We start from the raw sequence: 25,046 nt of genomic DNA, 5'->3' as shown, positions 1-25,046 counted from the left end.
GGCCGCGGCGCTCAGCCGGAATTCTGCGTTCAAACGCACAAATTTGGGCAGGCGGTCCCTCTGAACGTAGAACTCCCGGCGAACGCAAACAGGCAGCGCCCTCCGTCAGGCGGCCGCCAGCCACCCCGCGCCCCGGGGAGCTACACCGGGTCGGCGGCGCCCTCGCGCTCGTCCCAGGCGAGCGCGAGGCGCGTGAGCCGCTCGGCGAGCGACTGCAGCGCCTCCGGATCGCTCGAGCCCGCGACGGCCGCGCCGAGCAGGAACGTCGAGAGCGGGGCAGCCGGCCGCGCCACGTTGTGGGCGACGTCGCGCGCGACGTCGAGGACCGTCCCGATCTGCACGCTGTCGGCGGCGAGCCCGAGCTCAGCGGCCGCGGCGGCGAGCCACTCGTCGAGCGCCTCGGGCGGCAGGTGCGTGTTCTTGCTCATGAGTCCTCCTCGTCGTGCGCGCGGGCGGAATCCCCGGTCGGTGCCGGATCCGGATCCTCGCGCTCACCCCATCCTGCGACCGCGAGCTCGGCCGCCGCAAGGTCGGCTGGCGTGTCGATGTCGTCGACGGCGTCCGCGGGGGCGTCGACGAAGCGGGTCTCGAGCCCGAGGAGCGCACGCCTGAGCGGCGCCCCGTCGACGTCACCCCCGAGCGCCGCGACCGCGGCCTCGAGGCTCGCCACCCGGTAGCGGCCGGCGAGCCACTGCTCGCGCCCGTCCGGGTCGCGCAAGACCACGGCCTCGACGGCCTGCGGCGCCGGACCGTCGGTCGCCGCCGCGCGCGCCTCGGCGCCCGTGAGCAGCGCGACGGCGCCGCGCGGGTCGACGAGGTCGCACGACAGCAGGAGCAGCCACTCGGGGGCGGCACCGGCTCCCGCGGCGGCACCGGCTCCCGCGGCAGCACCGGGCCCATCCGTAGCAACGCGGCGGAGCACGGGCAGCGCCGCGGCGAGCGCGGCGAGTGGCCCGCCGAACGGCGGATCCTCCCGCGCGGCGACGCAGCCGCTCGGCGCCGAGGTGTCCGGCCCGACGACGACGATCGGGGCCGCCCCCGCGGCCCTGGCCGCAGCGGCAACGCGGTCGACGAGCCGCTCGCCGCCGAGCTCGATGGCGGCCTTGTCCCGGCCGCCGAGCCGGGATCCGCGCCCCCCGGCGAGGAAGATCGCGGCCAGGGCGGTCACGATCCGGCCCCCGACAGGATCACGTCGACCGGGTCCCCCGGCGCGATGTCGCCGCGGTCGGGGCCGACGAGGGCGTAGCCGTCGCTGCCGCCGTGCCGGCCGACCGCGTGGGAGACCCCGCGAGGGTCGACGGCGGGCCGGCAGGCGAGCCCGCCCGCGCCCTGGGTGATGCGCACGGGGAGCACCTGCAGGCGCCCGGCGGCGCCGCGCCAGCCGAGCTCCGCCGTCGCCGGGATCCGGAGCTTGGCCGTGTCGCTCCTGCCCTGCAGCGCCCTGAGCGCCGGGCGCACGAAGAGCTCGAAGCTCACGGCCGCGCTCACCGGGTTGCCCGGCAGCGCGAAGATCCAGGCGCCCGCGGCGAGGCGGCCCGTGCACTGCGGCTGGCCGGGCTTCACGGCGACGCGCACCGCGCGCACCTCAGGCTCCTCCTCGAGGGCGATGCGCACGATGTCGTGGCGGCCGGGGCCGACGCCCCCGCTCGTGATGACGACGTCGCAGCTGCCGGCGAGCCGCGCGAGCCGCTCGCGAAGGGACGGAACATCGTCGCTGCAGACCTCGACCGCGACGAGCTCGACGCCCTCCTCCGCGGCGAGCGCGGAGAGCAGCACCGAGTTCGACTCGGGGATCTGCCCGCGCTCGAGCCGCGCGCCGGGCGGTGTGAGCTCGGAGCCCGTCACGACGATCCCGATCCGGGGCCGCGGGCGCACGAGCGCCTCGGTCACGCCGGCCGCGGCGAGCGCCGCGAGCCGCGCCGGCCCGAGCCGCTCGCCAGCCTCAGCGAGCGCCTCACCCGCGCGCACGTCCTCGCCGCTGCGGCGCACGTTCGCGACCGCGGCGAATGGGCGCAGGATCCCGACCCGGCGCTCGGCCCAGGTGCCCCGCGGCTCTGCGCTCGCAGGATCGGCGCCACCGTCCAGCGGCACCGTCTCCTCGACGGGCACGACGGTGTCGGCGTCGCTCGGGAGGGGCGCGCCGGTCATGATCCTGACGGCCTCGCCCGGCCCAATGCGGGGATCCTCGGCGCTCCCTGCGGCGACCTCGCCGACGAGGGCGAGCGCGGCCGGATCCCGCTCCGTCGCTGCCACGATGTCGGCGGCGCGCAGCGCGTAGCCGTCCATTGCCGAGTTGTCCCAAATGGGCAGTTCAGAGGGCGATTCCACGGTCCGGGCGAGCGTCAGCCCCGAAGCCTTGCCGAGTGGGAGCAGGGCCGGGTCGAGCCGCCCGATGCGCCCGAGGATCCAATCGAGATGCTCAGCATCTGAAATACGCATCACGTGTCCGCTCCTCCGGCGGGTGCGCCACCTTGCCCTCGCCTGTTTTCGATGCTATCCAAGAAGTGTGTCACGCATTACCGCCCGGAGAAGGGTCACTCGCCTGACCGCAGGTGGGGGCGCGAATCGGCGCGCCGATTTCCTCGCGGTCGAAGAGCCGCTCGAGATCCGGGTCCTCGGAAAGCCACTCGCCGTGACGATGCGCACCCCGGGGCACGACGTCGAGCTCGCGGCCGGCTTCCTCGTCTCTGAGGGCGTTATCCACGCGGCCGAGCACTTCAGCACGGCGCGCTACTGCGCCGGCGCGACATACGGCGACGTTCCCGAGGAACTGCCGAAGCCCGGGCGCATGATCACGCTCGGCCAGGCGAGCGACGCGGGCGGCGGGCTCTTCGCGCCGCTCCCGGAGGCGGAGCAGGGCAACACCTACAACGTGCTCGACGTCACCCTCGGCCCGGGCGTCGCTCCCCCGGATCCCTCGCTCGAGCGTTCCTTCACCACGACGAGTTCCTGCGGGCTGTGCGGCAAGGCGAGCATCGACGCGGTGCACACGCAGACGCACTTCGCGGTCGACGAGGATCCGCTGTCGATCGACGCGTCCACGATCGTCGGGTTCCCGGATCGCCTCCGCGCCGAGCAGGCGGCCTTTGAGCGCACCGGCGGGCTACACGCCGCGGCCCTGTTCGACGGCGTGACCGGCGAGATGCTCGTGCTGCGCGAGGACGTCGGCCGCCACAACGCCGTCGACAAGGTCGTGGGCTGGGCGCTCATGAACGAACGGATCCCGGCGCGATCCTGCGTGCTCATGGTCTCCGGCCGCGCGAGCTTCGAGCTCACCCAGAAGGCACTCATGGCCGGGATCCCGATGCTCACGGCCGTCTCCGCGCCGTCCTCGCTCGCCGCCGAGCTCGCGAGCGACGCCGGGCTCACCCTCGTCGGCTTCCTCCGCGGCGACTCCATGGTCGTGTACTCGCGGCCCGATCGGATCACGAACGACGCGGCGGCAGAAGGGCCGGCCGACGCCGGATCCGGTTCCGGATCCGGAGCAGGATCCGACGCTCCCGACGCACCCTCCGAACCAGACCTCGCGCGGGAGGATACCGATCCGCGCACCCTCCAGAAAGCGAGAATCTCATGACCCCGAAGGCACCCAGGGAGGACTTCTCCGACGCCGATATCGAGATTTCGGAGCCGAAGGACTACGCCGCCGGATTCGGTGGCGTCTACCACTCGATGGAGCCCGCCCTCCTCGACATGGGGCTCGCGCGCACCGCGAAGCTCATGACGAAGATCAACCACAAGGACGGCTTCGACTGCATGAGCTGCGCGTGGCCCGACCCCGCGAAGCGCAAGGTCGCCGAGTTCTGCGAGAACGGCGGCAAGGCCGTGACCTGGGAGGCGACCCCGCTCAAGATCTCTCGCGACTTCTGGCGCGAGAACTCGGTCGTGTCGATGCTCGACAAGACCGAATACTGGCTCGGCCAGCAGGGCCGGATCGTCGAGCCCATGTACAAGCCGAAGGGATCCGACCACTACGAGCCCGTGAGCTGGGACCGCGCGTTCGGCATCGTGGCCGACGAGCTCAACTTGCTCGAGCACCCGAACGAGGCCGCCTTCTACACGAGCGGCCGCGCCTCGAACGAGGCGGCGTTCATGTACCAGCTGTTCGCGCGCGTGCTCGGCACGAACAACCTGCCCGACTGCTCGAACATGTGCCACGAGTCGACCGGCACGGCGATGACCGAGACCGTCGGCATCGGCAAGTCGACGATCGCCTACAACGACTTCCTCGAGTCCGATCTCATCATCATCATGGGGCAGAACCCGGGCACGAACCACCCGCGCATGCTCACCGCCCTCGAGGAGGCAAAGGAGAACGGCGCGAGCATCATCGCCGTGAACCCGCTGCCCGAGGCAGGCCTCCTCGGCTACAAGGATCCGCAGACCGTGCGCGGCTACATCGGCAAGCCGCTGAAGATTGCCGACCAGTTCATGCAGATCCGGCTCGGCGGCGACATGGCGCTGCTGCAGGCCGTGTCGAAGCGGGTGCTCGAGGCCGAGGCCGCTCGGCCGGGAACCGTGCTGGATCAGGACTTCATCGAGCGGCACTGCGACGGTTTCGAGGCGTTCGCCGAGCACATCGCGAACGTCGACGAGCGCGAGGTGGAGCAGGCGACCGGCCTCTCCTCATCGGAGATCGACGAGTTCGCCGAGCGGTACCTGAAGGCCGACCGCGTCATCATCTGCTGGGCGATGGGCATCACCCAGCACCGGCGCGGCGTCGACACCATCAAGGAGATCATCAACCTCCTGCTCCTGCGCGGCAACATCGGCAAGCCGGGCGCCGGCGCCTCGCCGATCCGCGGCCACTCGAACGTGCAGGGCGACCGCACCATGGGCGTCTGGGAGCAGATGCCCGACTCGTTCCTCGACGCGCTCGGCAAGGAATTCAGCTTCGAGCCGCCGCGCGACCACGGCGTCGACGCGGTGCACGGGATCCGGGCCCTCGACGAGGGCAAGATCAAGGTGTGGGTGAGCCTCGGCGGCAACCTGCTCGGCGCGATCTCGGACACGAACCTCGCCGAGAGCGCGATGCGGAAGACCCGACTGAGCGTGCAGCTGTCGACGAAGCTCAACCGCTCGCACGTCGTGACAGGCGACGCGGCGCTGATCCTGCCCGTACTCGGCCGCACCGAGGTCGACGAGCAGCTCTCGGGGCCGCAGTACATCACGGTCGAGGATTCGGTGTGCGCCGTGCACGCCTCGCACGGGCAGATCTCCCCGATCTCGGACCAGGTTCGCTCGGAGGTCGCGATCATCGGCGGCATCGCGAACGCGACGGTCGGCAACCGGTACGGGATCGACTGGCTCGGCATGATCGACAACTACGACGTGATCCGGGACCACATCTCGCGCGTCGTGCCCGGCTGCGAGAACTACAACGAGAAGACGCGCCGCCGCGACGGCTTCGTGCTGCCGAACCCGCCGCGCGACGAGCGCCGCTTCGAGACGGCGACCGGGAAGGCGCGCATCACGGTCAACGAGCTCGAGCACGTCGACTGCCCTCCCGGGCGGCTGCTGCTGCAGACCGTGCGCTCGCACGACCAGTTCAACACGACGATCTACAGCCTGAACGACCGCTACCGCGGGATCAAGAAGGGGCGCTACGTGATCTTCGTGCACCCGGACGACCTCGCGGAGCTGGGGCTCGCCGACGGGCAGACCGTCGACATCTTCAGCGAGTGGAAGGACCAGGAGGATCGGGTGCTGCGCGGGTTCCGGATCGTGTCGTACCCGACGGCGCGCGGCTGCGCCGCCGCGTACTTCCCGGAGGCGAACGTGCTCGTGCCGCTCGACAGCACCGCGATCGGGAGCAACACCCCGGTGTCGAAGGCCGTGGTGATCCGCCTGGAGCCCTCCTCGACGCCGGCCGGCGTGGGCCGCCCCGTCACCGTCTAACGCAACTTGCCGGTTCTGCGCTCGCTGTGCGGTTTATCGCGGATAAATCGCACAGCGAGCGCAGAACCGGCAAAGTAGGCGGGGTTAGCCTGCGGCCCTCGGTGCACCGATTCCCGGATCGATCTGGAACGGCCCGTCGGCCGACGGTCGCACGTCGAAGTCGAAGATCGCCGTCGGCAGGTACACCGTCGAGCACGAGTTCGGAATGTCCACGACGCCCGACAGCCTGCCCTCGATCGGCGCCGAGCCGAGCAGCAGATAGGCCTGCTCAGGGCTGTAGCCGAACTTCGAGAGGTAGTCGATCGCGTGGAGGCACGCGCGCTGGTACGACAGGTGCGAGTCGAGGTAGCGCTGCTCGCCGTCGAGCGTCACCGAGGTGCCGGAGAAGGCGATCCACTCGCTGTACTGCGGCTCGACGTTGCCCGGCATGAAGATCGCGTTCTCCGAGACCCCGTAGGTCTCCATCCCGCCCTTGATCAGGTCGACGCGCAGGTCGATGAACCCGCCCATCTCGATCGCGCCGCAGAACGTGATCTCGCCGTCGCCCTGCGAGAAGTGCAGGTCGCCGACCGAGAGGTTCGCGCCGTCCACGAACACGGGGTAGAAGATGCGCGTGCCCTTGCTCAGGTTCTTGATGTCCTGGTTGCCACCGTTCTCCCGCGGCGGCGCCGTGCGCGCAGCCTCAGATCCGACGCGGCCCCACTCGTCACGCGGCACGCCGCCGAGAATCGCGTGCTCGGCCTCGGGAGGCAGAGCGAGCGGCGGCACACGCTCCGGATCGGTCGCGATCAGCTTGCCCTCGCGCGCGTTCCACTTCGCGAGCAGCTCGGCGGAGGGCGCCGTGCCCATGAGGCCCGGGTGGATGAGCCCCGTGAAGGAAACGCTCGGCACGTGCCGCGAGGTCGCGGTCTGCCCGGTGAAGTCCCAGACCGCCTTGTAGGCGTCGGGGAACTGCTCGGTGAGGAAGCCGCCGCCGTTGCGCTTCGCGAAGATGCCCGTGTAGCCCCAGCCCTGACCGGCCAGCGGGCCCGAGTCCTCCTGGGGGATCGGCCCGACGTCGAGGATGTCGACGATGAGCAGGTCTCCCGGCTGTGCCCCCTCAACCGCGAACGGGCCGCTCAGCGTGTGCACGGTGAGGAGCGGCGCGTCCAGGATGTCCTGCGCCGAGTCGTCGTTCTTGATCGCGCCGTCGAACCACTCGCGGCAGTCGACGCGGAAGCTGTCGCCCGGCTTCACGGTCGCGACGGGCGGGATCTCGGGGTGCCAACGGTTGTGGCCGAGCTTCTCCTGCTCGGTGAACTTCTTGTCTGAGTCCAGCTTGAAAATGTGTTCGGGCATTCGCCCCACCCTCTTCCTTTTCTCGTGTGCGGCGAGGTTGCCGCCGTGTGCACCGGCCGGTCAGGGCCGTGGCAGTTTCGCGTGCAGCGGGTTCCGGGTGACCGGTTGGCTGCGCCGTGGGCCTGCGGTCGGCAGGCTGCTCACCACGGCTGGTTCGTGGGCGCTGCGCGCAGCGCTGTCGATGAGGCCGTAGGCCGAGCCCCCCGCTGCCGAGAGGTGCGGCGCGGTGATCGCACGCTTCGCGAGCCCGCCGCACGCCCGGCAGGCCATCTCGCTCGGCACCTCGGTCATGGAGAAGAGCGCGTCGTACTGGCACCCCTCCTCGCAGCGGAAGCTGTAGCTCGGCATTGATGTGTGTCCTCTCGGGTGCGGTGGTGGAGCGCTCGGCCGCGGCCTACACGGGCCGCGGCGCTGGATCGGGATTCAGCGCGGGATCGGGATGCTGCGCGGGATCGGGATGCTGCCCCGGATCCGGCCGCGCGGCGGGCGCGTTCGCCGCGCGCTGGGAGCCGGCTTTGCCGAGCACCCACGCGAGGATCAGGAGGACGAGCGCGGCGATGCTCGCGACGATAGCCTCGGTCGGCCCGGTGGTGTAGCTCCCGGTCAGCAACAGGAACGCGGGGATCGCGCCCGTCGCGACGCCGAGAAAGAGCGCGAACCAGCCGGTCCACTTCTCGATCCCGGCGTTGCCGAGGGCGAGCAGCACGAAGAACTGCAACCAGAGCACGGCCCAGGAGAACCAGATGATGCCGAAGAGCGGGTCGTCGAACATCGTGAACTGCAGGATCCCGTATACAACGGCGCACGCGGCCACGAAGAGCGAGAACCAGCCGAGGCCCTCGCCCGGCGCGTCGGTGAGGACGTTCCAGGCAACGTAGAGGTAGGTGAAGCCGAAGAGGTAGAGGCCGGAGGCCCCGAGGATCGTGGCGGCGTCGCCATCGGCGCCGAGGATGATGAGCGTCGGGAACACGACCTGCATCCCGCCGACGAAGAGGTTCATCGCCGCGGCGGCCTTGCCCGGCACGAGCCCGATGAGCATGAGGCCGTTGATGCAGAGCACGGCCCCCACATACAGCAATCCGACACTACTCATGTGCGCTTACTCCCCTCGCTGCACTGCGTGAAGATCCGCCCCCGACAGCGGTGTCGAACGCGGTGCTGCCCCGGCCACCCGTGCGGGAGTCCGGCCTTAGTTGGACCGTAGCCAGGTCCGCACATGAAGTCAATGGAAATCAGCTGGCCGACCGGGGAATTTCTCCGAAACGCACGGTGCGCGTCTGCGCGCTCACAGGGCGGCATCGCGCCGGGCAATCCTACGGTTCCGCAATCGCGATCCGGAATCCCGGTTCAGCCCGCAGATGCGTGACTATACTTCGATTCATGACGCATTTCCGCATCAGCGAGGCGGCCGCCCTCGTCGGGGTCAGCGACGACACGATCCGCCGCTGGGCCGACGCCGGCCTCCTCGAGTCGGACACGGACGAGAGCGGGCGCCGGGTCGTCTCGGGCGCCTCGCTCGCCCGGCGGGCGATCGAGCTCGCGCCCGCGACGGGCGACGACTCGGATCCCGTGCGCAGGAGCGCACGGAACCGCTTCACCGGAATCGTGACCGGGGTGCAGCGCGAGGGCCTCGTCGCGCTCGTCGAGCTGCAGTGCGGCCCGAACCGCGTCGTCTCGCTTATGACCGCCGAGGCGCTCGACGACCTCGCCCTCGAGGTCGGATCGCGCGCGACCGCGGTCGTCAAGGCCACCACGGTCATCGTGGAGACCGAGCGCCGCCAGGCGCCATCACCCGCGCCCGCCGCACGCGCCGGGCGCAGAACCCAGGAGGAACCGTGACCCTTCGACCTCGGCCAGCCCTGATGAGGACCCTGGCGGTCGCCGCGGTCGGCGTCGCGCTCGTGCTGGCCGGCTGCGCGGCCGAGCCCGCCGAGACGACCCAGGATCAGGATCCGGCCAAGACCGACGGCTCGAGCCTCGAGGGCGCGCTCTCGGTGTCGGCCGCGGCCTCGCTGCAGCCCGCCTTCGAGCAGCTCGCGCAGGACTTCACGGCGGAGCACCCGGGCGTCACCTTCGAGAACCTGTCGTTCGACGGCTCGTCGGTGCTCGCGACCCAGATCATCGGCGGCGCGCCCGTCGACGTCTTCGCCTCCGCGGACGAGAACAACATGACCAAGGTCGTCGACGCCGGTCTCACCGCCTCAGAGCCCATCGCCTTCGCCACGAGCAGCCTCGAGATCGCCGTGGCGCCGGGCAATCCGCTCGGGATCGAGACCCTCGCGGATCTCGTGAAGCCCGCGGCGGACGGCAAGACCCCGGTCGTCGTGATCTGCGCGCCCGAGGTGCCGTGCGGCGCGGCCTCGACGAAGCTGCTCGAGCGCGACAAGGTCGAGCTCACTCCCGCGAGCGAGGAGCAGAACGTGACGGCCGTGCTCACGAAGGTGACGGCGGGCGAGGCCGACGCCGGCCTCGTGTACCGCTCCGACATCCTGCGCTCCGAGGGCGGGGTCGAGGGCCTCGAGATCGAGGGCTCGATCGAGGCGGCCGGCACCTACGTCATCGCGCCGGTGCAGGGCTCGAAGTCGCCCGAAGCTGCCCAGGCCTTCGCGGAGTACCTGACGTCGGACCGGGCGCAGGCGCTGCTCGAGAAGCTCGGGTTCGGCCCGGCGTGAGTCGGAGCGAGACGGCGGAGGCGGGCGCGGCGCGCACCGTAGCCGCGGCGCGCACGGGATCGCCGCGGCGGGGCGTCCCTGCCGCGGTCGCGATCCCGGCCGCCCTCGGCGGCGCCGTCCTCGTCCTCCCGTTGCTCGCCCTCCTCACGCGGCTGAACTGGGCAGCGCTTCCCGCGACGCTCGCCTCCCCCGAGACCGCGAGCGCGCTCGGCCTCTCCGTCGGCACTGCCCTCCTCGCGACCTGCTGCTGCCTGCTCCTGGGCGTGCCGCTCGCGATCGTGCTCTCTCGCGCGACGGGGCTGCTCGCGACCGCGATCCGCGCCGTCGTGACGCTCCCCCTCGTGCTGCCCCCGCTCGTCGGCGGCCTCGCCCTCCTCTCGCTCCTCGGCCGCGGCGGGGTCCTCGGGGACGCGCTCTTCGAGCTCGGGATCCGGATCCCCTTCACGACGGCCGCCGTCGTGATCGCGCAGACCTTCGTCTCGCTCCCGTTCCTCGTGATCTCGGTCGAGGGGGCGCTCCGCGGCCTCGACCCGCGCTTCGAGCTCGCGGCCGCGTCGCTCGGGGCGACGCCCGTGCGCGTGCTGCTGCGCGTCGTGCTCCCGCTCGTCGGGCCGGGCGTCGCCGCCGGCACGATCCTGTGCTTCACGCGGGCGCTCGGCGAGTTCGGCGCGACGGCGCTCTTCGCCGGCAACGCCGCCGGCACGACGCGCACCGTGCCCATGGCGATCTACACGGCATTCAACGGCGCGGGCATCACGCAGGACACGGCGCTCACCCTCTCCCTGGTCCTGATCCTGGTGTCGATCACGGCACTGATCCTGCTCCGTGGGAGGGCCTCGGCGGGCGCCGGCATCTGATCCTCAGATCGACAGGATCACCCACCGCGCGCTGCTAGCCTTGGGGGTTCAGGAGGTGCCGCGATGGTGAGTCGGAGCCGCGTCGCAGTCGACGGCCGGGAAGCGGGATCGGGCCGACCCCGGATCGCCCGCCTGAGCTCGACCGGGCTGCCCGACGCGCGCGGCCGCGCCCTGCGCGACCTGCGAATCTCCGTGACGGACCGCTGCAACTTCCGCTGCGTCTACTGCATGCCGAAGGAGGTCTTCGGATCGGACTTCGTGTTCATGGAGCGCGAGCAGCTGCTGAGCTTTGAGGAGATCGTGCGCGTCGCGTCGGCCGCCGTGGGCCTTGGCGTCGACAAGCTCCGGATCACGGGGGGCGAGCCCCTGCTCAGGCGCGGGATCGAGGGCCTCATCTCGCAGCTCGCCGAGCTCCGTACCCCGGCCGGCGAGAAGCCTGACCTCGCGCTCACGACGAACGGCTCGGCGCTGCGCGTGAAGGCCCAGGCCCTCAAGGATGCCGGGCTCGACCGCGTCACCGTCTCGGTCGACTCGCTCGACGAGTCGCGCTTCCAGGCGATCAACGACGTGCGCTTCCCACTCGCCCGGGTGTTCGACGGGATCGAGGCGGCGGCGGAGGCCGGCCTCGGGCCGGTGAAGGTCAACGCCGTCGTAAAGCGCGGGGTGAATGACGACGAGATCGTGCCGCTCGCCGAGCACTTCCGGGCCGCGGGCCACACGCTGCGCTTCATCGAGTACATGGACGTCGGCTCGTCGAACGGCTGGCGGCTCGACGACGTCGTGCCGGCCGCCGAGATCGTGCGCACGATCGACGCGGTGCACCCGCTCGAGCCCGTCGGCGCGAGCCGCGAGGGCGAGACCGCGAAGCGCTGGCGCTACCGCGACGGCTCGGGTGAGATCGGCGTGATCGCGAGCGTGACCGGGGCCTTCTGCGGCACCTGCACGCGCGCGCGGGTGTCGGCGGACGGCAAGCTCTACACCTGCCTCTTCGCGAACCACGGCTTCGACCTCAGGGAGCTGCTGCGGGCGGGCGGGGGCGTCACCGACGCGCAGCTGAGCGATGCGCTCGCGGGTGTCTGGCGCGTGCGCGACGACCGCTACTCGGAGCTCCGCGCCGCGTCTGCGGCCCCGGATCGCGACCGCATCGAGATGTCGTACATCGGCGGCTGAGCCGCCGGGTGGTCACCTACAGGCCGACCCACTCGCTCAGGCCCTCCGAGAAGTGCTGCCGCTTCCAGATCGGCACCTCGCGCTTGATCCGCTCGACCAGGGTCTCGATCGCGTCGAAGGCCTCCTTGCGGTGCGCCGCGGAGGCGGCGGCGACGAGCGCGGCGTCACCGATCGCGAGCTCCCCGACGCGGTGGACCGCGGCGAGCCTGAGCCCCGTGCGCTCGCTCTCCGAGGTGACGCACTCGGCGATGAAGCGCTCGGCTTCGGGGTGCGAGCGGTAGTCGAGCGCGCTCACGCCGCGGCCTCCGTCGTGGTCGCGCACGATGCCGTGGAACATCACGAGCGCGCCGCACTCGGGATCCGAGACGGCGGCCATGACCTCGGCCTCGTCGATCGGTTCGGCGACGATCCTCGCGAGGGGTGACTGCATCGGTGCGACCTTTCGTGGTGGGTGTGCGGTGATTCAGAACGCTTGGGGGCAGCGCCCGCTCAGCGCTCGATGAGTTCGGGGGCCGAGCGTGCGACGGCGTCGATCCCGCCGCGCAGGAACGCGACGCCGGGCACGCCCCGACTCGCGAGCGCGGCGGCGGCGCGGATCGAGCGCGGGTCCCGCTCGCAGTAGAGCGTGACCGGGCCCTCGAGCGCGGCGCCGGCCTCGATCTGCTCGACGGGCAGCCACTCGGAGCCGCGCAGCCGCCGCTCCGCGTGCTCGGCCTCGCTGCGGACATCGACGAGCCTGGGAGCGGCCCCGGCCCGGCTGAGCGCGAGCAGCTCCTCGGGCTCGAGCGCGGGGACGCTCGGCCCGGCCTCGGCCTGCGCGATCCCGCACAGCAGCTCGTAGTCGACGAGGCCCGTGATGGGCTCCGCGCTCGGGTTGCGGTTGACCCGCAGCTCCCGCGTGCGCGCGGCGAGCGCGTCGTAGAGCAGCACGCGCCCGATCAGCGGATCGCCGAGGCCCGTGATGAGCTTCAGCGCCTCGGTGGCGAGCAGCGAGCCGACCGTGCCGCAGAGGCCCGGGAGTACGCCGCCCTCCGCGCAGTTCATGACCGCGCCGGGGGCAGGCGGCACCGGGAACAGGTCGCGGTAGCCGGGGCCGTGCGCGTGCCACGCGACGCCCACCTGGCCCGAGTACTGCAGGATCGCGCCCCACACGAGCGGCGTGCCCGTGAGCTCGGCCGCGTCGTTCGCGAGGTAGCGGGTCGGGAAGTTGTCGCTGCCGTCGATCACGAGGTCGTACTGCGCGAAGAGCTCGCGCGCGTTCGCGGAACTGAGACGCAACCGGTGCCGATCGATCGTGATCCCCGGGTCGATCGCGAGCGCCGTCTCCGCGAGCGAGTCGACCTTCGCCCGCCCGAGATCCGCCGTGCCGTGCGCGACCTGCCGGTGCAGATTCGACAGCTCCACGAGGTCGTCGTCGATGATCCCGATCCGGCCGACGCCTGCGCCAACGAGATACGGCACCGAGGCGCAGCCGAGGCCGCCGGCGCCGATCACCAGCACGCGCGCGGCGGCGAGCCTGCGCTGGGCGAGCTCGCCGAAGCCCGGCAGCGCGAGTTGCCGCCTCGCGCGCGCCGCCGCGTCTGCCCCGAGGGCCGCCGCGGGTTCGACGAGCGGGCCCGGATGTGCGCCCCCAGCGCGACCGTCTTCGGCTCGTTCCATGCCTCCCATTCTACGAGCGCCCGCCGACACTCACGAACGGCTAGCATGGCGGTATGTCACGCTTCACCGTCAGGTATTTCGCCGCGGCCGCGGAGGCCGCCGGCCGAGAAGAGGAGACCTGGGAGGACGCGACGCCGCAGTCGCTCGCCGCGCTCCGCGAGGAGCTCGTGGCGCGCCACGGCGAGGCGATGGCCCGCGTGCTCCGCTCCGGATCCTTCCTCGTCGACGGCACGGTCCGCTGCGACGACGGCGCGATCGCCGGCGACACCGTGGACGTGCTCCCGGCCTTCGCGGGAGGCTGAGCCGTGGCAGGCGCCATCCCGGAGCCCGGCGCTGCGGCTGCGGCTGCCGACAACTCCATCGCCGACAACTCCGTCGCGGCCCACGAGGCGCGCATCGCGGCGCTCCTCGGCCCCGTGTTCGCCCGCCTGCGCGACGCGGCCCCCGAGGAGCTCGCGATCGACGCCCCGGCGCTGGCCGGCCGCGTCACGGCGCGCGCCCTCGCGTCGCCGATCCCGCTCCCGCCCTTCGATAACTCGCAGATGGACGGCTACGCCGTGCGGCTCGCCGATCTCCCGGCCGCGCTCGCGCCCGGCGCCTCCTTCGCGCTCAGGATCGGGCACACGGTCGCCGCGGGCGACGCCCCGCCCAGGCACGAGCCCGGCACGGCCATGCCCGTCATGACGGGGGCCGCGATCCCGCACGGCGCCGACGCCGTGATCCCGATCGAGCGGGCGGATCCGCCGCGCTTCACGGAGCTTCGCCGCGCCGGCGAGGTCGCCCCGCTCGGGGAGGTACGCTTCTCCGCGCTCCCCGCGCCGGGCGAGTTCGTGCGGCGCGCGGGCTCCGACCTGCCGCGCGGCGCCGAGCTGCTGCCCGCCGGCGCGCGCCTCAGCCCCGCGCGCATCGGGCTGCTCGCGAACGCGGGGCTCGCGTCCGTTCCCGTGCGGCCGCTCCCCCGGGTGCTCCTCGTCACGACGGGCGACGAGGTCGCGAGCCCCGGCGCGCAGGCCGCCCCCGGGCACGTCTACGACGCGAACACCCCGCTCCTCGCGGCGGCGCTCCGCGAGGCCGGCGCGAGGGTCACGACGCGGCGCGCCGCCGACGACCCCGGGGAGTTCGCGCGAACGGTCGCCGCCCTCGCCCCAGACCACGAGCTGCTCGTCACCTCGGGCGGGATCAGCGCGGGCGCGTTCGAGGTCGTGCGCGAGGCGCTCGCCCCGCGCGGCGTGCGCTTCCTCACCCTCGCACTCCAGCCGGGCGGGCCGCAGGGCATCGGGCTCGCGCGCCTGGACGGGGCGAGCGGCGAGATCCGGATCCCGACCCTCTGCTTCCCGGGCAACCCCGTGAGCTCCGCGCTCTCGCTCGAGCTCTTCCTCGCGCCGCTCCTCCGCACCCACGATGGGCGCCCCGCGGCCCGCCGGGCCGAGCGCCGCCCGCTCGCCCACGACGTCGAGTCGCCCGCCGCGAAGCACCAGCTGCGGCGCGGCCGGATCGAGCCCGACGGCAGCGTTCGCCTCACCCCGCCGAGCTCGCACCTCCTCGCGGACCTCGCGGAAGCGCAGATCCTGGCCCATATTCCCGTAGGCGTATCCCGGCTCGACGCCGGCGCCGAAGTCGACATCTGGAGAATCGATGACTGAGCACCCCGAGGGCCTCACCCACCTGCGCGCCGACGGCAGCGCCCACATGGTCGACGTGACCGACAAGGCCGTGACGAAGCGCACGGCGCGCGCCGAGGCGTTCCTCGAGACCCGCGCCGACGTCGTCTCGCGCCTCGTCTCGGGAGACCTGCCGAAGGGCGAGGCGCTCGGCACGGCGCGCATCGCAGGCATCATGGCGGCGAAGCGCACCTGGGAGCTGATCCCGCTCTGCCACCCGCTCCCCCTCAGCAAGCTCGCGATCGACTTCGAGCCGGGCGAGGAGCGCGTGCGGGTCATCGCGACGGTCACGACGCGGGGCGTCACGGGCGTCGAGATGGAGGCGCTCACGGCCGTGAGCGTCGCCGCGCTCACGCTCTACGACATGGTGAAGGCCGTCGACAAGCAGGCCGTCGTGACGGGCATGCGCGTGCTCGCGAAGTCCGGTGGGAAGAGCGGGGACTGGAGCGTCGAGTGAGCGCCGCAGGATCCGGGGCCGGATCTGGGACCAGGGCCACCGGCCCGCGTTCGGGGCGCGTGATCGTCGCCTCGACCCGGGCCGCAGCGGGCGAGGCCGCCGACTCCACGGGGCCGGTCATCGTCGAGTGGCTGCGCGAGCGCGGCTTCGAGGCGCCCACCCCCGAGGTCGCAGCTGACGGCGAGCCCGTCGCGCGCGCGGTCGCGGCCGCGCTCTCCTCCGCCCCTGACGTGCTCATCACGACGGGCGGCACGGGCGTCTCGCCGAGCGACCTCACGCCCGAGGCGGTCGCGCCGCACCTCGACGTCGAGCTGCCAGGCATCATCGAGGAGCTCAGGCGGCGCGGCGCGCAGGTGATCCCGAGCGCCGTGCTCACCCGCGGCGTCGCCGGCTTCGCGGGCCGCACCTTCGTGGTCACGCTGCCCGGCTCACCCGGCGGCGTGCGCGACGGCCTCGCGATCCTGGACCCGATCCTCGAGCACCTGCTCGGCCAGCGCTCGGGCACGCCGTCGTCGGGGCACGGCGCGCGCCCGGCCCTCTGACGGAACGACAACGGGCCGGGTGTCCGCGGCATCTCACGATGCTGCGGCCACCCGGCCCGTGATCCGGCCCCGATCCAGGACGCGGATCAGGAGGCGATGAGCGCCTCGAGCGGCCCGCGAGCGAAGAACACGACGAAGCCGGCCGCCACGATCCAGAGCAGCCAGTGGATCTGTCGCGCCCTGCCGCTGAACGCGTGCACGAGCACCCAGGCGACGAAGCCGGCGCCGATGCCGTTCGCGATCGAGTAGGTCATCGGCATGACCGCGACCGTGAGGAACACGGGGAGCAGCACGCGGAAGTCCGTGAGATCGATGTTCTTGATCTGCGCCATCATGAGCGCGCCGACGATCACGAGCGCCGCGGCGGCGACCTCGGTCGGCACGATCTGCGTGAGCGGGGTGAAGAACATCGCGAGCAGGAACATTCCGCCCGTGATCAGGTTCGCGAAGCCCGTGCGCGCGCCCTCGCCGATGCCGGCGCCCGACTCGATGAACACCGTGTTCGACGACGAGGAGGTGAGGCCACCGGCGATCGCGCCGACGCCCTCCACCACGAGGGCCGACTTGAGGCGCGGGAAGTTGCCCTTCTCGTCCGCGAGGCCCGCCTCGCGCGAGAGGCCGGTCATCGTGCCCATGGCGTCGAAGAAGTTCGTGAAGAGCAGGGTGAAGACGAGCATCACGACCGTGACGACGCCGACGCGGCCGAGGTCGAAGCTGACGGCGCCGACGAGGCTCAGATCGGGGAGGCTGAAGGGGGCGGAGCCGAGCTCGGGTACCGTGAGGCCCCAGCCGCCCGGGTTCGCGACCTCGCCGTCGGCGCCGACGCGCGGGCCGAGGTGCGCGATCGCCTCGACGATCACCGAGATGATCGTGCCCGAGACGAGGCCGATGAGGAGGCCGCCCTTCACCTTCGCGGCGACGAGGATGCCCGTGATCACGAGCGTCAGCACGAAGATCAGGGTCGGGATCGTGACGACCGAGCCGCCGCTGCCGAGGCCCACGGGCGGCGAGCCCTGGCCCGTCGAGGTGACAAAGCCCGAGTTCACGAAGCCGATGAAGGCGATGAAGAGGCCAATGCCGACCGTGATCGCGAGCTTCAGCTCGACAGGAACCGCGTCGAAGATCATGCGGCGCAGGCCCGTGGCAGCCAGCAGCACGATGAGCACACCGTTGATGACGACGATCGCCATCGCCTCGGGCCAGGTGACCTGGCCCACGACCGAGAACGCGAGGAAGGCGTTGATCCCGAGCCCGGCGGCGAAGCCGAACGGAAGCTTCGAGACGATCCCGAAGAGGATCGTCATGACGCCGGCGGTGAGCGCCGTGACCGCGCTGACGGCCGGGAACGCGAGGGTGTTGCCCTCGACGTCGACGCCGCTCGTCAGAATGATCGGGTTCAGGATCACGATGTAGGCCATCGTGACGAAGGTGACGAGACCGCCGCGGATCTCAGTCCCGAAGGTGGAGCCCCGCTCCGTGATCTGGAAGAAGCGGTCTACGCCGTTCTTCGGCTGGGCGGTCTCCCGCGTACTCGTCTCTTGGCCTGCCTCCGACAAGGGCGACTCCGATCTTCAAGCTGAACGTTCGCTGAACAGAAGTACGCTACCACTCCTCTCGCCACCCTGCGCGCACATGAGAACGGCCCCCTCCGTACATCGGAGGGGGCCGTCGCCGCCGTCGCTGTGCTTGCGGTCGCGGTGGTGCGTCGCTTTCGTCAGCTGACGCCGAGCAGGTCGATCACAAAGATCAGGGTCTTGCCCGAGAGCGGGTGACCACCCGACGTACCGTAGGCCTGCGCCGGCGGCACGATCAGCTTGCGGCGGCCGCCCACCTTCATACCGGGGATGCCCGTCTGCCAGCCCTGGATGAGGGCGCGCAGCGGGAAGTTGATGGACTCGCCGCGACTCCACGAGGAGTCGAACTCCTCGCCCGAGTCGTACTCGACGCCGAGGTAGTGCACGTCGACCGTCGAGCTCGCGACGGCCTCCTCGCCCGCACCCTCGACGATGTCCACGATCTGGAGTTCCTCGGGTGCCGGGCCCTCGGGGGCCTCAAGCTCGGGCTTGGTGTTCGGTGCATCACTCATACCTTCATTGTGGCCGATCACGCGGGCCCCTCGCCTCCGAGTTCGCTCAGAGGGAACCGCAATTCACCGTCCCGCCACGGAGAATCAACGATTCGACACGTCCGGATTACCGTCCGCGCCCGGGCGCTCCCCCATTCAGATACCCTGGAGGGGTGAGATTTGCGCATCTGATCACTACGCCCGGTTCCGCTCCTTCGCTCGTCGCGGTGAAGGAAGACCGCTTCGTGCCGGTCGAGGTGCTCGGAGTGTCGTTCAGCACGCTGCAGCAGCTCATCGAGGCGGGTCCCCAGGCGCTCAGCTCGGTCGGCGAGGCCGCCGAGTCGGTCCCGCTCGACGAGTGGACCCCGCTCGAGGGCGCCGTCTACGCGCCCGCCGCGATCGGATCGCCCATCGTGCTCGCCGTCGGCCTCAACTACGACGAGCACGCGAGCGAGCTCAGCCTCGACAACGACTCCGGCCCCGTGCTCTTCTCCCTCTTCCCGAACTCTCTCGGCGCGAACGGCGGCGAGGTCCCGATCCCGACCCGACTGAGCGAAGAGGTCGACTACGAGGGCGAGCTCGGCGTCATCATCGGCAAGGCGGCGAAGAACGTCACGGCCGAGGAGGCCCTCGACCATGTCTTCGGCTACACCGTGATCAACGACATCACCGCGCGCAACATCCAGTTCCAGGAGCCGCAGTGGTCGCGCTGCAAGTCCTTCGACGGCTTCACGCCGATCGGCCCGGTCGTCGTCACTGCAGATGAGATCCCGGATCCGCAGGCGCTGCACCTCACGACCGACGTCGACGGACTACGCGTGCAGGACTCCACGACGGGCTTCATGATCCGGACCGTCGCGCAGCTCATCTCCTCGATCTCGCAGTCGCTCACGCTGCTCCCCGGCACCGTCATCTCGACGGGCTCCCCCGGCGGCGCCGGCCGCTCGCGCAAGCCGCCGCTGTACCTCCGCCCGGGGACGCACGTCACCGTGACGATCGAGGGCATCGGCGCGCTCTCCTCGGTGTGCACCGAGGCGCACTTCCCGGCGTAGGCGGGGCCTGGCTGGTTGCCCGCTCGCCCGCCCGCTCGCCCGCCCGCTCGCTCGCCTTCTTGAGTTGACCCAAAGTGACACTCGGCGCCTCTCAGCCGCCACTTTGCGTCAACTCAGACGCGCGCCTGCGCGCGCCTGCGCGCTCAGTACCGCCGAGTCGGCCGTAAAGCCCCATTCGCACCCTCGAGTCGGCCGAAACGCCCCATTCAACACCCCGAAAGGGGCCTTCCGGCCGACTCAACCGCCGCACGCTGCTCCGGATCCGACCCCACACACCACCGCCCCTCAACAGTTGACCCAAAGTGACGCCTAATCGCCCGCAGCAGTCACTTTGCGTCAACTCAGACGCGCGCCTGCGCGCTCAGTACCGCCGAGTCGGCCGTAAAGCCCCATTCGCACCCTCGAGTCGGCCGAAATGCCCCATTCAACACCCCGAAAGGGGCCTTCCGGCCGACTCAACCGCCGCGGGCCGCTCCGGATCCGACCCCACACACCGCCACCCCTCAACAGTTGACCCAAAGTGACGCCTAATCGCCCCCAGCCCTCACTTTGCGTCAACTCAGACGCGCGCCTGCGCGCGCCGGACCGCCGAGTCGGCCGTAAAGCCCCATTCGCACCCTCGAGTCGGCCGAAACGCCCCATTCAACACCCCGAAAGGGGCCTTCCGGCCGACTCGACCGCCGCGGGCCGCTCCGGATCCGGCCCCACGCACCGCCACCCCACAACAATTGACCCAAAGTGACGCCTAATCGCCCCCAGCCGTCACTTTGCGTCAACTCAGACGCGCGCCTGCGCGCCGGACCGCCGAGCCGGCCGAAGGGCCCCATTCAACGCCCCGAAAGGGGCCTTCCGGCCGACTCGACCGCCGCGGGTCGCTCCGGATCCGGCCCCGCACCCGCACCCGCACCCGCACCCGCACCGCACCCCAGAAAACAGTTGACCCAAAGTGACTCCTCACCGGAATGAGGCGTCACTTTGGGTCAACTCAAGTGCGCGGGAGCGCGCTCCTACTTCGCGTCGTCCGCTGCGGGCTCCTCGTTGATGATCTCGCCCTCGCCGTCCTCGAGCTTTTCGGGGGACGGGGTGTGGATCGTCGGGATGACCCCCGTCTCAGGGGCAAGGCCCGCGAGCTTCGAGGGCTGGAGGATGTCGTCGAGCGTCGCCTGGTCGAGGAGGCCGTGCTCGACCACGAGCTCCGAGACCTTCTCGTTCGTGGCGAGGGCCTCCTTGGCGAGCTTCGCCGCCTCGGCGTAGCCGATCACGGGCGCGAGCGCCGTGATGACCGTGACCGAGCGCGAGACCATGTCCTCGAGGCGGTTCTCGTTCGCCGTAATGCCGTCGACGCAGTTCACGCGCAGCGTCTGGCAGGCGCGCTCGAGCCAGGTGATCGACTGGAACAGCGAGTGGGCGATGATCGGCTCGAAGGCGTTGAGCTGCAGCTGCCCCGCCTCGACGGCCATCGACACCGTGACGTCGGCGCCCGCGACTGAGTAGGCCACCTGCGAGACGGCCTCCGGGATCACGGGGTTGACCTTGCCCGGCATAATCGACGAGCCGGCCTGACGGGCGGGCAGGTTGATCTCGCCGAGACCGGCCTGGGGCCCGGAGGAGAGCAGACGGAGATCGTTCGAGATCTTCGAGAGCTTGAGGGCCGAGCGCTTGAGCGCACCCGAGAACGTCACGAAGACGCCCGTGTCGCTCGTGGACTCGACGAGGTCGCCAGCCGTCACGAGGTCGAGCTCGGTGAGCTCGCGCAGGTGCTTGATGACCGACTCCTTGTAGCCGACCGGGGCGTTGATACCCGTGCCGATCGCGGTGGCGCCCATGTTGACCTCGCCGAGGAGCTTCACGGCCTCCTGGAGGCGCTCGATGTCCTCGCGCAGGGTCACGGCGAACGCGTTGAACTCCTGACCGAGGGTCATCGGGACGGCGTCCTGCAGCTGGGTGCGGCCGACCTTGATGATGTGCGAGAACTCGCGCCCCTTCTTCGCGAAGGACTCCGCGAGAAGCTCGAGCTCCTCGAGCAGGCTGCCGAGCGAGAACGCGAGGGCGACCTTGATCGCCGTCGGGTAGGTGTCGTTCGTCGACTGGCTGCGGTTCGTGTGGTCGTTCGGGTTGATGAACGAGTAGTCGCCCTTGGGGTGGCCCGCGAGCTCCAGCGCCCGGTTCGTGATCACCTCGTTCGCGTTCATGTTCGTCGACGTGCCTGCGCCGCCCTGGATCACGCCGACCACGAACTGGTCGTGCAGCATGCCGGTCTTGATCTCCTCGCACGCGCGGTCGATCAGCGTGGCGCGCTGCTCGTCGAGCGCGCCGATCTCGAGGTTCGCGCGCGCTGCGGCCTGCTTCACGCACGCGAAGGCGCGGATGAAGTCGGGGTAGACGGAGATCGGGCGGCGCGCGATCGGGAAGTTCTCATGTGCCCGGGCGGTGTGCACCCCCCAGTAGGCGGCGGCGGGAATCTCGACGCTGCCAAGCGAGTCCGTTTCGGTTCGGGTCTGTGCCGACAGGAAGTCACTCACCAGTTATCTTGGCTCCATAATCAAGGAAGTGCGGAAACACCGCGGGGACCCCTCAACCCTACCTTTCACGGCGACTCCGGGCCACCGCGCCGAGCACCGGGTGCAGCTTCTTCGTCGTCCGCATCATTTCTGCTCTGACCCGGACTCTCTGTGGGCCGGGGCGCCCGCTGGATCGGCACGGTCGAGGTCGACGGCGAGCCGTCCTGCGGGGCCGACTCGCCCGCACCGATCACGTGCCCGCTGCGGCGCAGGATCGAGATCGGGGCCGTCAGCGTCTCGAGTTGATCAGCGCGATCGTCGTCGACCCCTGGCCGCCCGACGTGCGTCACGACCCAGCGCCCGTCGTCGCGGCGCAGCCGCAGCTCGCGCGCCGTCAGTAGCCACGACATCCCGATCCCGAACGCAAGGAGCGCGGCGATTGCGCTGATGAGGAGCGTCGACCTGGCTCCGAGCACGTCGGCAGCGGCGCCGACGAGCGGTGCGCCGATCGGCGTGCCTCCCATGAGGATCGCCATGTAGAGGGCAAGCACGCGCCCGCGCACCGCGGGATCCGTCGTCGTCTGCACGAAGCCGTTCGCCGTCGTCAGCATGGTCGAGATCGCGAGCCCGAGGAAGACGAGTGTCGCGGCGAAGGTCCAGAACGAAGGCATGAACGCGGCGAGCAGGCTGACAACGCCGATGCCGCCGACCGCGATGATGACGACCCGCATGCGCGCGGCCGGCCTGCGTGCCGACAGGAGTGCCCCCGTGAGGGATCCGATCGCGAGGATCGAGGAGAGGAGCCCGTAGTCGCCCGCGCCCCGCCCGAACTCGACCGCCATGGTCGACGACATGACCGGGAAGTTCATGCTGAACGCCCCCACGAGGAACACGATCAGGAAGATCACGAGCAGGTCGCGGCGCCCCCGCACGTATCTGAATCCCGCCGCGAGCTGCTGGAACTGGCCCTCGCGCTCGACCGGCCCGCGTTTGGGCCGGTGCCGCGACTGGATGGCGAGGAGCGCCCCGAGCACCGCGAGGAACGAACCGGCGTTGATGACGAACACCCACCCCGATCCGACGGCGGCGATGAGCACGCCTGCGACCGCCGGGCCGACGAGCCGCGCCGAGTTGAACGAGGCCGAGTTCAGCGCGACCGCGTTGGACAGGTGATCCTGATCGACGAGGTCGGAGACGAAGGCCTGCCGCGACGTCGTGTCGAACGCGTTCACGATCCCGAGCGACAGCGCAAAGGCGTAGAGGTGCCAGAGTTCCGCGAGCCCCGTGATGAGGAGCACGCCGAGGCCGGCCGCGAGCAGCATGAGGAGACTCTGCGTGACGAGCAGCACCTTGCGCCGGTCGAAGCGGTCCGCGACCGCCCCGCTGAACGGCACGAGCAGCAGCTGCGGGCCGAACTGGAGAGCCATGGTCGTGCCGACCGCCGCCGCGTTGTTGCTCGTGAGCTCCGTCAGCACGACCCAGTTCTGGGTCGTTGCCTGCATCCAGGCGCCGATGTTCGAGACGAAGGCGCCCCCGAACCAAATACGGTAATCGCGGACGGCAAGCGACCTGAACATTCCGGACAAACTCTCGGCAACCCTCCCTCAGTTACCCTCAACCATACGCCGGACCGCCGACACGCATGATTTCGGGCAACGCGGAGCCTAGAACTTGCCTCCCATGTCGAGGAGCCTGCGGATGCGATCCGGGATCGGCGGGTGGGTCGCGAAGAGGCGGGCCACCATGCCGGGCTTCAGCGGGTCGGCGATCCAGAGGTGCGCCATGCTCGACTGCTGCCGCTGCAGCGGCCTGCCGTACTCCGACAGCTTGTGCAGCGCGCTCGCGAGCGCCTCGGGGTGCCGCGTCGTCATCGCGCCCGTCGCGTCGGCGAGGTATTCGCGCTGGCGCGACACGGCGAGCTGCACGAGCGTCGCGACGAGCGGGGCGACGAGCATCGCGACGAGGCCGAACACCAGCATGATCGGGTTGGAATTGTTGTTGTTGCGGCCGAAGAACGCCATCCGCACGAGCACGTCCGAGATCATGCCGACCGCGACGACGAGCCCGTAGACGATCATCGAGACCCGGATGTCGTAGTTGCGGACATGCCCAAGCTCGTGCGCCATGACGCCCTCGAGCTCGGGATCCGTGAGGATATCGAGCAGACCGGTCGTCGCGGCGACCATGGCGTGCTCCGGATCCCGCCCCGTCGCGAACGCGTTCGGCGCCGGATCGTTCACGATGTAAACCTCGGGCATGGGCGTGCCCGTCGTGATCGCGAGGTTCTCGACGATCCGGTACAGCCTGGGGTTGTCGGCCTCGGTGATGCGCTGCGCCCCGCTCATCGAGATCGCCTCACGGCCCGCCATGAAGTACTGGAACACGGCGAAGGCGATCGAGCCGATCACGACCGCAATCACGATCCCCGGTGAGCGATAGATGTACGCGGCGAGCCAGCCGAGCCCGCCAACGATGGCGATGAACAGCAGGATGATGAAGAAGCTGTTGACCTTGTTCCGACGGATGGCCCGGTACACGGCCGCCCCCGGCTAGAACTGGATGCGCGGGGGCTCCGAGATCGCGGCAACGTCGTCGACCTCGAAGAACTCGCGCTCCGTGAACCCGAATGCCCGGACGAAGATCGTGTTCGGGAACACCTGGATCTTCGTGTTGTACTCGCGGACGCCGCCGTTGTAGAACCGGCGCGCGGCCTGGATCTTGTTCTCGGTGTCGACGAGCTCGCTCTGCAGCTGCAGGAAGTTCTGGCTGGCCTGGAGCTGTGGGTATGCCTCCGAGACCGCGAAGATGCTCTTCAGCGCGGCCTGCATGTGATTCTCGGCGACCGAGGCCTCCGCGGGGCCCTGCGCCGAGATCGTCTCGGCGCGGGCCTTCGTGACCTGGTTGAAGACGTCCTTCTCGTGGGCGGCGTAGCCCTTCACCGTCTCGATGAGGGACGGAATCAGATCAGCGCGCCGCTTGAGCTGCACGGTGATGTCGCTCCACGCCTCGTCTACCCGCACCCGAAGGGTCACGAGGGAGTTGTACGTGATCCAGACATACCCGACCAACAGGACGAGAACACCGACCACGATCAGGGTCGCAATCAATCCACCGCTCATGGCAGCATCCTATCGGCGGACGCTCGGAGTGGGCTGGATTTCGCCGTACTCAGTA

General features: G+C 70.7%; 25 protein-coding genes. 11 read left to right on the top strand and 14 right to left on the bottom strand.

Annotation, left to right across the window (positions count from 1 at the left end):
• Positions 1 to 140: 140 nt before the first annotated feature.
• From ACOPJ3_RS06590 to ACOPJ3_RS06580, 3 genes are read right to left on the bottom strand one after another with little or no spacing between them, the layout of a single operon-like run.
• Entirely contained in the window at positions 141 to 428 is a 288-nt protein-coding gene (locus ACOPJ3_RS06590) for a DUF6457 domain-containing protein (RefSeq protein WP_427871036.1), read from the bottom strand.
• Complete coding sequence (mobA, locus tag ACOPJ3_RS06585; RefSeq protein WP_427871035.1) at positions 425 to 1,168, bottom strand: molybdenum cofactor guanylyltransferase; 744 nt, start codon at positions 1,166 to 1,168, stop codon at positions 425 to 427. The genes ACOPJ3_RS06590 and mobA overlap by 4 nt, the downstream gene beginning before the upstream one ends.
• The gene (locus ACOPJ3_RS06580) at positions 1,165 to 2,439 is read right to left on the bottom strand and encodes a molybdopterin molybdotransferase MoeA (RefSeq protein ID WP_427871034.1); all 1,275 of its coding nucleotides are present in this window, start codon (positions 2,437 to 2,439) and stop codon (positions 1,165 to 1,167) included. The genes mobA and ACOPJ3_RS06580 overlap by 4 nt, the downstream gene beginning before the upstream one ends.
• A gap of 67 nt (positions 2,440 to 2,506) precedes the next feature.
• On the opposite strand from ACOPJ3_RS06580, the gene fdhD reads away from it, so the two are divergent.
• Positions 2,507 to 3,577: a formate dehydrogenase accessory sulfurtransferase FdhD gene (fdhD, locus tag ACOPJ3_RS06575; RefSeq protein WP_427871033.1), complete on the top strand. Its 1,071-nt coding sequence runs from the start codon at positions 2,507 to 2,509 to the stop codon at positions 3,575 to 3,577.
• Positions 3,574 to 5,898 carry an FdhF/YdeP family oxidoreductase gene (locus ACOPJ3_RS06570; RefSeq protein ID WP_427871032.1) on the top strand — a complete coding sequence of 775 codons (2,325 nt, stop codon included), beginning with the start codon at positions 3,574 to 3,576 and terminating at the stop codon, positions 5,896 to 5,898. The genes fdhD and ACOPJ3_RS06570 overlap by 4 nt, the downstream gene beginning before the upstream one ends.
• Before the next feature lie 84 nt (positions 5,899 to 5,982).
• On the opposite strand, the gene fmdA is transcribed toward ACOPJ3_RS06570, so the two are convergent.
• The 3 genes from fmdA to ACOPJ3_RS06555 are packed head-to-tail and all read right to left on the bottom strand — an operon-like array spanning position 5,983 to position 8,329.
• Entirely contained in the window at positions 5,983 to 7,236 is a 1,254-nt protein-coding gene (fmdA, locus tag ACOPJ3_RS06565) for a formamidase (protein WP_427871031.1), read from the bottom strand.
• A 60-nt stretch (positions 7,237 to 7,296) separates the two neighbouring features.
• Positions 7,297 to 7,584: an FmdB family zinc ribbon protein gene (locus tag ACOPJ3_RS06560; protein WP_427871030.1), complete on the bottom strand. Its 288-nt coding sequence runs from the start codon at positions 7,582 to 7,584 to the stop codon at positions 7,297 to 7,299.
• 46 nt (positions 7,585 to 7,630) lie between these two features.
• Entirely contained in the window at positions 7,631 to 8,329 is a 699-nt protein-coding gene (locus ACOPJ3_RS06555) for an AmiS/UreI family transporter (RefSeq protein ID WP_427871029.1), read from the bottom strand.
• A 287-nt stretch (positions 8,330 to 8,616) separates the two neighbouring features.
• Between ACOPJ3_RS06555 and ACOPJ3_RS06550 the strand changes: the two genes are divergently transcribed.
• From ACOPJ3_RS06550 to moaA, 4 genes are all read left to right on the top strand, one after another.
• Positions 8,617 to 9,075, top strand: a complete 459-nt coding sequence (locus tag ACOPJ3_RS06550) for a TOBE domain-containing protein (RefSeq protein WP_427871028.1) — start codon at positions 8,617 to 8,619, stop codon at positions 9,073 to 9,075.
• A gap of 23 nt (positions 9,076 to 9,098) precedes the next feature.
• Positions 9,099 to 9,908: a molybdate ABC transporter substrate-binding protein gene (gene modA / locus ACOPJ3_RS06545; protein WP_427871027.1), complete on the top strand. Its 810-nt coding sequence runs from the start codon at positions 9,099 to 9,101 to the stop codon at positions 9,906 to 9,908.
• Complete coding sequence (locus ACOPJ3_RS06540) at positions 9,905 to 10,765, top strand: ABC transporter permease (RefSeq protein ID WP_427871026.1); 861 nt, start codon at positions 9,905 to 9,907, stop codon at positions 10,763 to 10,765. The genes modA and ACOPJ3_RS06540 overlap by 4 nt, the downstream gene beginning before the upstream one ends.
• 63 nt (positions 10,766 to 10,828) lie before the next feature.
• Entirely contained in the window at positions 10,829 to 11,935 is a 1,107-nt protein-coding gene (gene moaA, locus ACOPJ3_RS06535; RefSeq protein ID WP_427871025.1) for a GTP 3',8-cyclase MoaA, read from the top strand.
• A 16-nt stretch (positions 11,936 to 11,951) separates the two neighbouring features.
• Here the strand turns inward: moaA and ACOPJ3_RS06530 are convergent, their stop codons facing one another.
• Both ACOPJ3_RS06530 and ACOPJ3_RS06525 read right to left on the bottom strand, forming a co-directional pair.
• Positions 11,952 to 12,365 (bottom strand): molybdenum cofactor biosynthesis protein MoaE, encoded by a 414-nt coding sequence (locus tag ACOPJ3_RS06530; RefSeq protein WP_427871024.1) that lies wholly within the window; start codon positions 12,363 to 12,365, stop codon positions 11,952 to 11,954.
• Positions 12,366 to 12,424: 59 nt separating this feature from the next.
• On the bottom strand, positions 12,425 to 13,594 hold the full coding sequence (locus ACOPJ3_RS06525) for a ThiF family adenylyltransferase (RefSeq protein ID WP_427871023.1): 1,170 nt from the start codon (positions 13,592 to 13,594) through the stop codon (positions 12,425 to 12,427).
• Between the two features lie 53 nt (positions 13,595 to 13,647).
• Here ACOPJ3_RS06525 and ACOPJ3_RS06520 point away from each other — a divergent pair, with 53 nt between their 5' ends.
• The 4 genes from ACOPJ3_RS06520 to ACOPJ3_RS06505 are packed head-to-tail and all read left to right on the top strand — an operon-like array spanning position 13,648 to position 16,254.
• Positions 13,648 to 13,896, top strand: a complete 249-nt coding sequence (locus tag ACOPJ3_RS06520) for a MoaD/ThiS family protein (RefSeq protein WP_427871022.1) — start codon at positions 13,648 to 13,650, stop codon at positions 13,894 to 13,896.
• Positions 13,897 to 13,899: 3 nt separating this feature from the next.
• Positions 13,900 to 15,237 (top strand): molybdopterin molybdotransferase MoeA, encoded by a 1,338-nt coding sequence (locus ACOPJ3_RS06515; RefSeq protein ID WP_427871021.1) that lies wholly within the window; start codon positions 13,900 to 13,902, stop codon positions 15,235 to 15,237.
• Positions 15,230 to 15,712, top strand: a complete 483-nt coding sequence (moaC, locus tag ACOPJ3_RS06510; RefSeq protein ID WP_427871020.1) for a cyclic pyranopterin monophosphate synthase MoaC — start codon at positions 15,230 to 15,232, stop codon at positions 15,710 to 15,712. The genes ACOPJ3_RS06515 and moaC overlap by 8 nt, the downstream gene beginning before the upstream one ends.
• Positions 15,709 to 16,254, top strand: coding sequence for a MogA/MoaB family molybdenum cofactor biosynthesis protein (locus ACOPJ3_RS06505; RefSeq protein ID WP_427871019.1), 546 nt, complete (start codon positions 15,709 to 15,711; stop codon positions 16,252 to 16,254). Before moaC ends, ACOPJ3_RS06505 begins: the two co-directional genes overlap by 4 nt.
• An 86-nt stretch (positions 16,255 to 16,340) precedes the next feature.
• Here the strand turns inward: ACOPJ3_RS06505 and ACOPJ3_RS06500 are convergent, their stop codons facing one another.
• Together ACOPJ3_RS06500 and ACOPJ3_RS06495 are read right to left on the bottom strand one after the other, a co-directional pair.
• The gene (locus ACOPJ3_RS06500) at positions 16,341 to 17,810 is read right to left on the bottom strand and encodes an NCS2 family permease (RefSeq protein ID WP_427871018.1); all 1,470 of its coding nucleotides are present in this window, start codon (positions 17,808 to 17,810) and stop codon (positions 16,341 to 16,343) included.
• A gap of 158 nt (positions 17,811 to 17,968) precedes the next feature.
• Positions 17,969 to 18,340, bottom strand: a complete 372-nt coding sequence (locus ACOPJ3_RS06495; protein ID WP_427871017.1) for an FKBP-type peptidyl-prolyl cis-trans isomerase — start codon at positions 18,338 to 18,340, stop codon at positions 17,969 to 17,971.
• A gap of 152 nt (positions 18,341 to 18,492) precedes the next feature.
• Between ACOPJ3_RS06495 and ACOPJ3_RS06490 the strand changes: the two genes are divergently transcribed.
• Complete coding sequence (locus ACOPJ3_RS06490) at positions 18,493 to 19,371, top strand: fumarylacetoacetate hydrolase family protein (protein WP_427871016.1); 879 nt, start codon at positions 18,493 to 18,495, stop codon at positions 19,369 to 19,371.
• 1,007 nt (positions 19,372 to 20,378) lie between these two features.
• Here the strand turns inward: ACOPJ3_RS06490 and ACOPJ3_RS06485 are convergent.
• The 4 genes from ACOPJ3_RS06485 to ACOPJ3_RS06470 form a co-directional block, all read right to left on the bottom strand.
• A complete protein-coding gene (locus ACOPJ3_RS06485) occupies positions 20,379 to 21,893 on the bottom strand; it encodes an aspartate ammonia-lyase (protein WP_427871015.1) in 1,515 nt (504 codons plus the stop codon).
• 65 nt (positions 21,894 to 21,958) lie between these two features.
• Positions 21,959 to 23,449: an MFS transporter gene (locus ACOPJ3_RS06480; RefSeq protein ID WP_427871014.1), complete on the bottom strand. Its 1,491-nt coding sequence runs from the start codon at positions 23,447 to 23,449 to the stop codon at positions 21,959 to 21,961.
• Between the two features lie 87 nt (positions 23,450 to 23,536).
• Positions 23,537 to 24,409, bottom strand: coding sequence for a M48 family metalloprotease (locus tag ACOPJ3_RS06475; RefSeq protein WP_427871013.1), 873 nt, complete (start codon positions 24,407 to 24,409; stop codon positions 23,537 to 23,539).
• Between the two features lie 12 nt (positions 24,410 to 24,421).
• Entirely contained in the window at positions 24,422 to 24,991 is a 570-nt protein-coding gene (locus ACOPJ3_RS06470) for a LemA family protein (RefSeq protein ID WP_427871012.1), read from the bottom strand.
• Positions 24,992 to 25,046: the final 55 nt, after the last annotated feature.

Source organism: Leucobacter luti (genome assembly GCF_050310065.1).
Lineage (GTDB): Bacteria > Actinomycetota > Actinomycetes > Actinomycetales > Microbacteriaceae > Leucobacter > Leucobacter luti_B.
The sequence above is the reverse complement of the archived record's forward strand: the minus strand, read 5'-3'. Positions and strand labels throughout refer to the sequence as shown.

Excerpts from the sequence above, each read along its gene's own strand:
- ACOPJ3_RS06590 (WP_427871036.1), bottom strand. The coding sequence starts at position 428 with ATGAGCAAGAACACGCACCTGCCGCCCGAGGCGCTCGACGAGTGGCTC.
- ACOPJ3_RS06550 (WP_427871028.1), top strand. The coding sequence starts at position 8,617 with ATGACGCATTTCCGCATCAGCGAGGCGGCCGCCCTCGTCGGGGTCAGC.
- ACOPJ3_RS06555 (WP_427871029.1), bottom strand. The coding sequence starts at position 8,329 with ATGAGTAGTGTCGGATTGCTGTATGTGGGGGCCGTGCTCTGCATCAAC.
- ACOPJ3_RS06480 (WP_427871014.1), bottom strand. The coding sequence starts at position 23,449 with ATGTTCAGGTCGCTTGCCGTCCGCGATTACCGTATTTGGTTCGGGGGC.
- moaC (WP_427871020.1), top strand. The coding sequence starts at position 15,230 with ATGACTGAGCACCCCGAGGGCCTCACCCACCTGCGCGCCGACGGCAGC.
- ACOPJ3_RS06520 (WP_427871022.1), top strand. The coding sequence starts at position 13,648 with ATGTCACGCTTCACCGTCAGGTATTTCGCCGCGGCCGCGGAGGCCGCC.
- ACOPJ3_RS06470 (WP_427871012.1), bottom strand. The coding sequence starts at position 24,991 with ATGAGCGGTGGATTGATTGCGACCCTGATCGTGGTCGGTGTTCTCGTC.
- ACOPJ3_RS06495 (WP_427871017.1), bottom strand. The coding sequence starts at position 18,340 with ATGAGTGATGCACCGAACACCAAGCCCGAGCTTGAGGCCCCCGAGGGC.
- ACOPJ3_RS06570 (WP_427871032.1), top strand. The coding sequence starts at position 3,574 with ATGACCCCGAAGGCACCCAGGGAGGACTTCTCCGACGCCGATATCGAG.
- ACOPJ3_RS06580 (WP_427871034.1), bottom strand. The coding sequence starts at position 2,439 with ATGCGTATTTCAGATGCTGAGCATCTCGATTGGATCCTCGGGCGCATC.
- moaA (WP_427871025.1), top strand. The coding sequence starts at position 10,829 with ATGGTGAGTCGGAGCCGCGTCGCAGTCGACGGCCGGGAAGCGGGATCG.
- modA (WP_427871027.1), top strand. The coding sequence starts at position 9,099 with ATGAGGACCCTGGCGGTCGCCGCGGTCGGCGTCGCGCTCGTGCTGGCC.
- ACOPJ3_RS06560 (WP_427871030.1), bottom strand. The coding sequence starts at position 7,584 with ATGCCGAGCTACAGCTTCCGCTGCGAGGAGGGGTGCCAGTACGACGCG.
- ACOPJ3_RS06525 (WP_427871023.1), bottom strand. The coding sequence starts at position 13,594 with ATGGAACGAGCCGAAGACGGTCGCGCTGGGGGCGCACATCCGGGCCCG.
- ACOPJ3_RS06530 (WP_427871024.1), bottom strand. The coding sequence starts at position 12,365 with ATGCAGTCACCCCTCGCGAGGATCGTCGCCGAACCGATCGACGAGGCC.
- fmdA (WP_427871031.1), bottom strand. The coding sequence starts at position 7,236 with ATGCCCGAACACATTTTCAAGCTGGACTCAGACAAGAAGTTCACCGAG.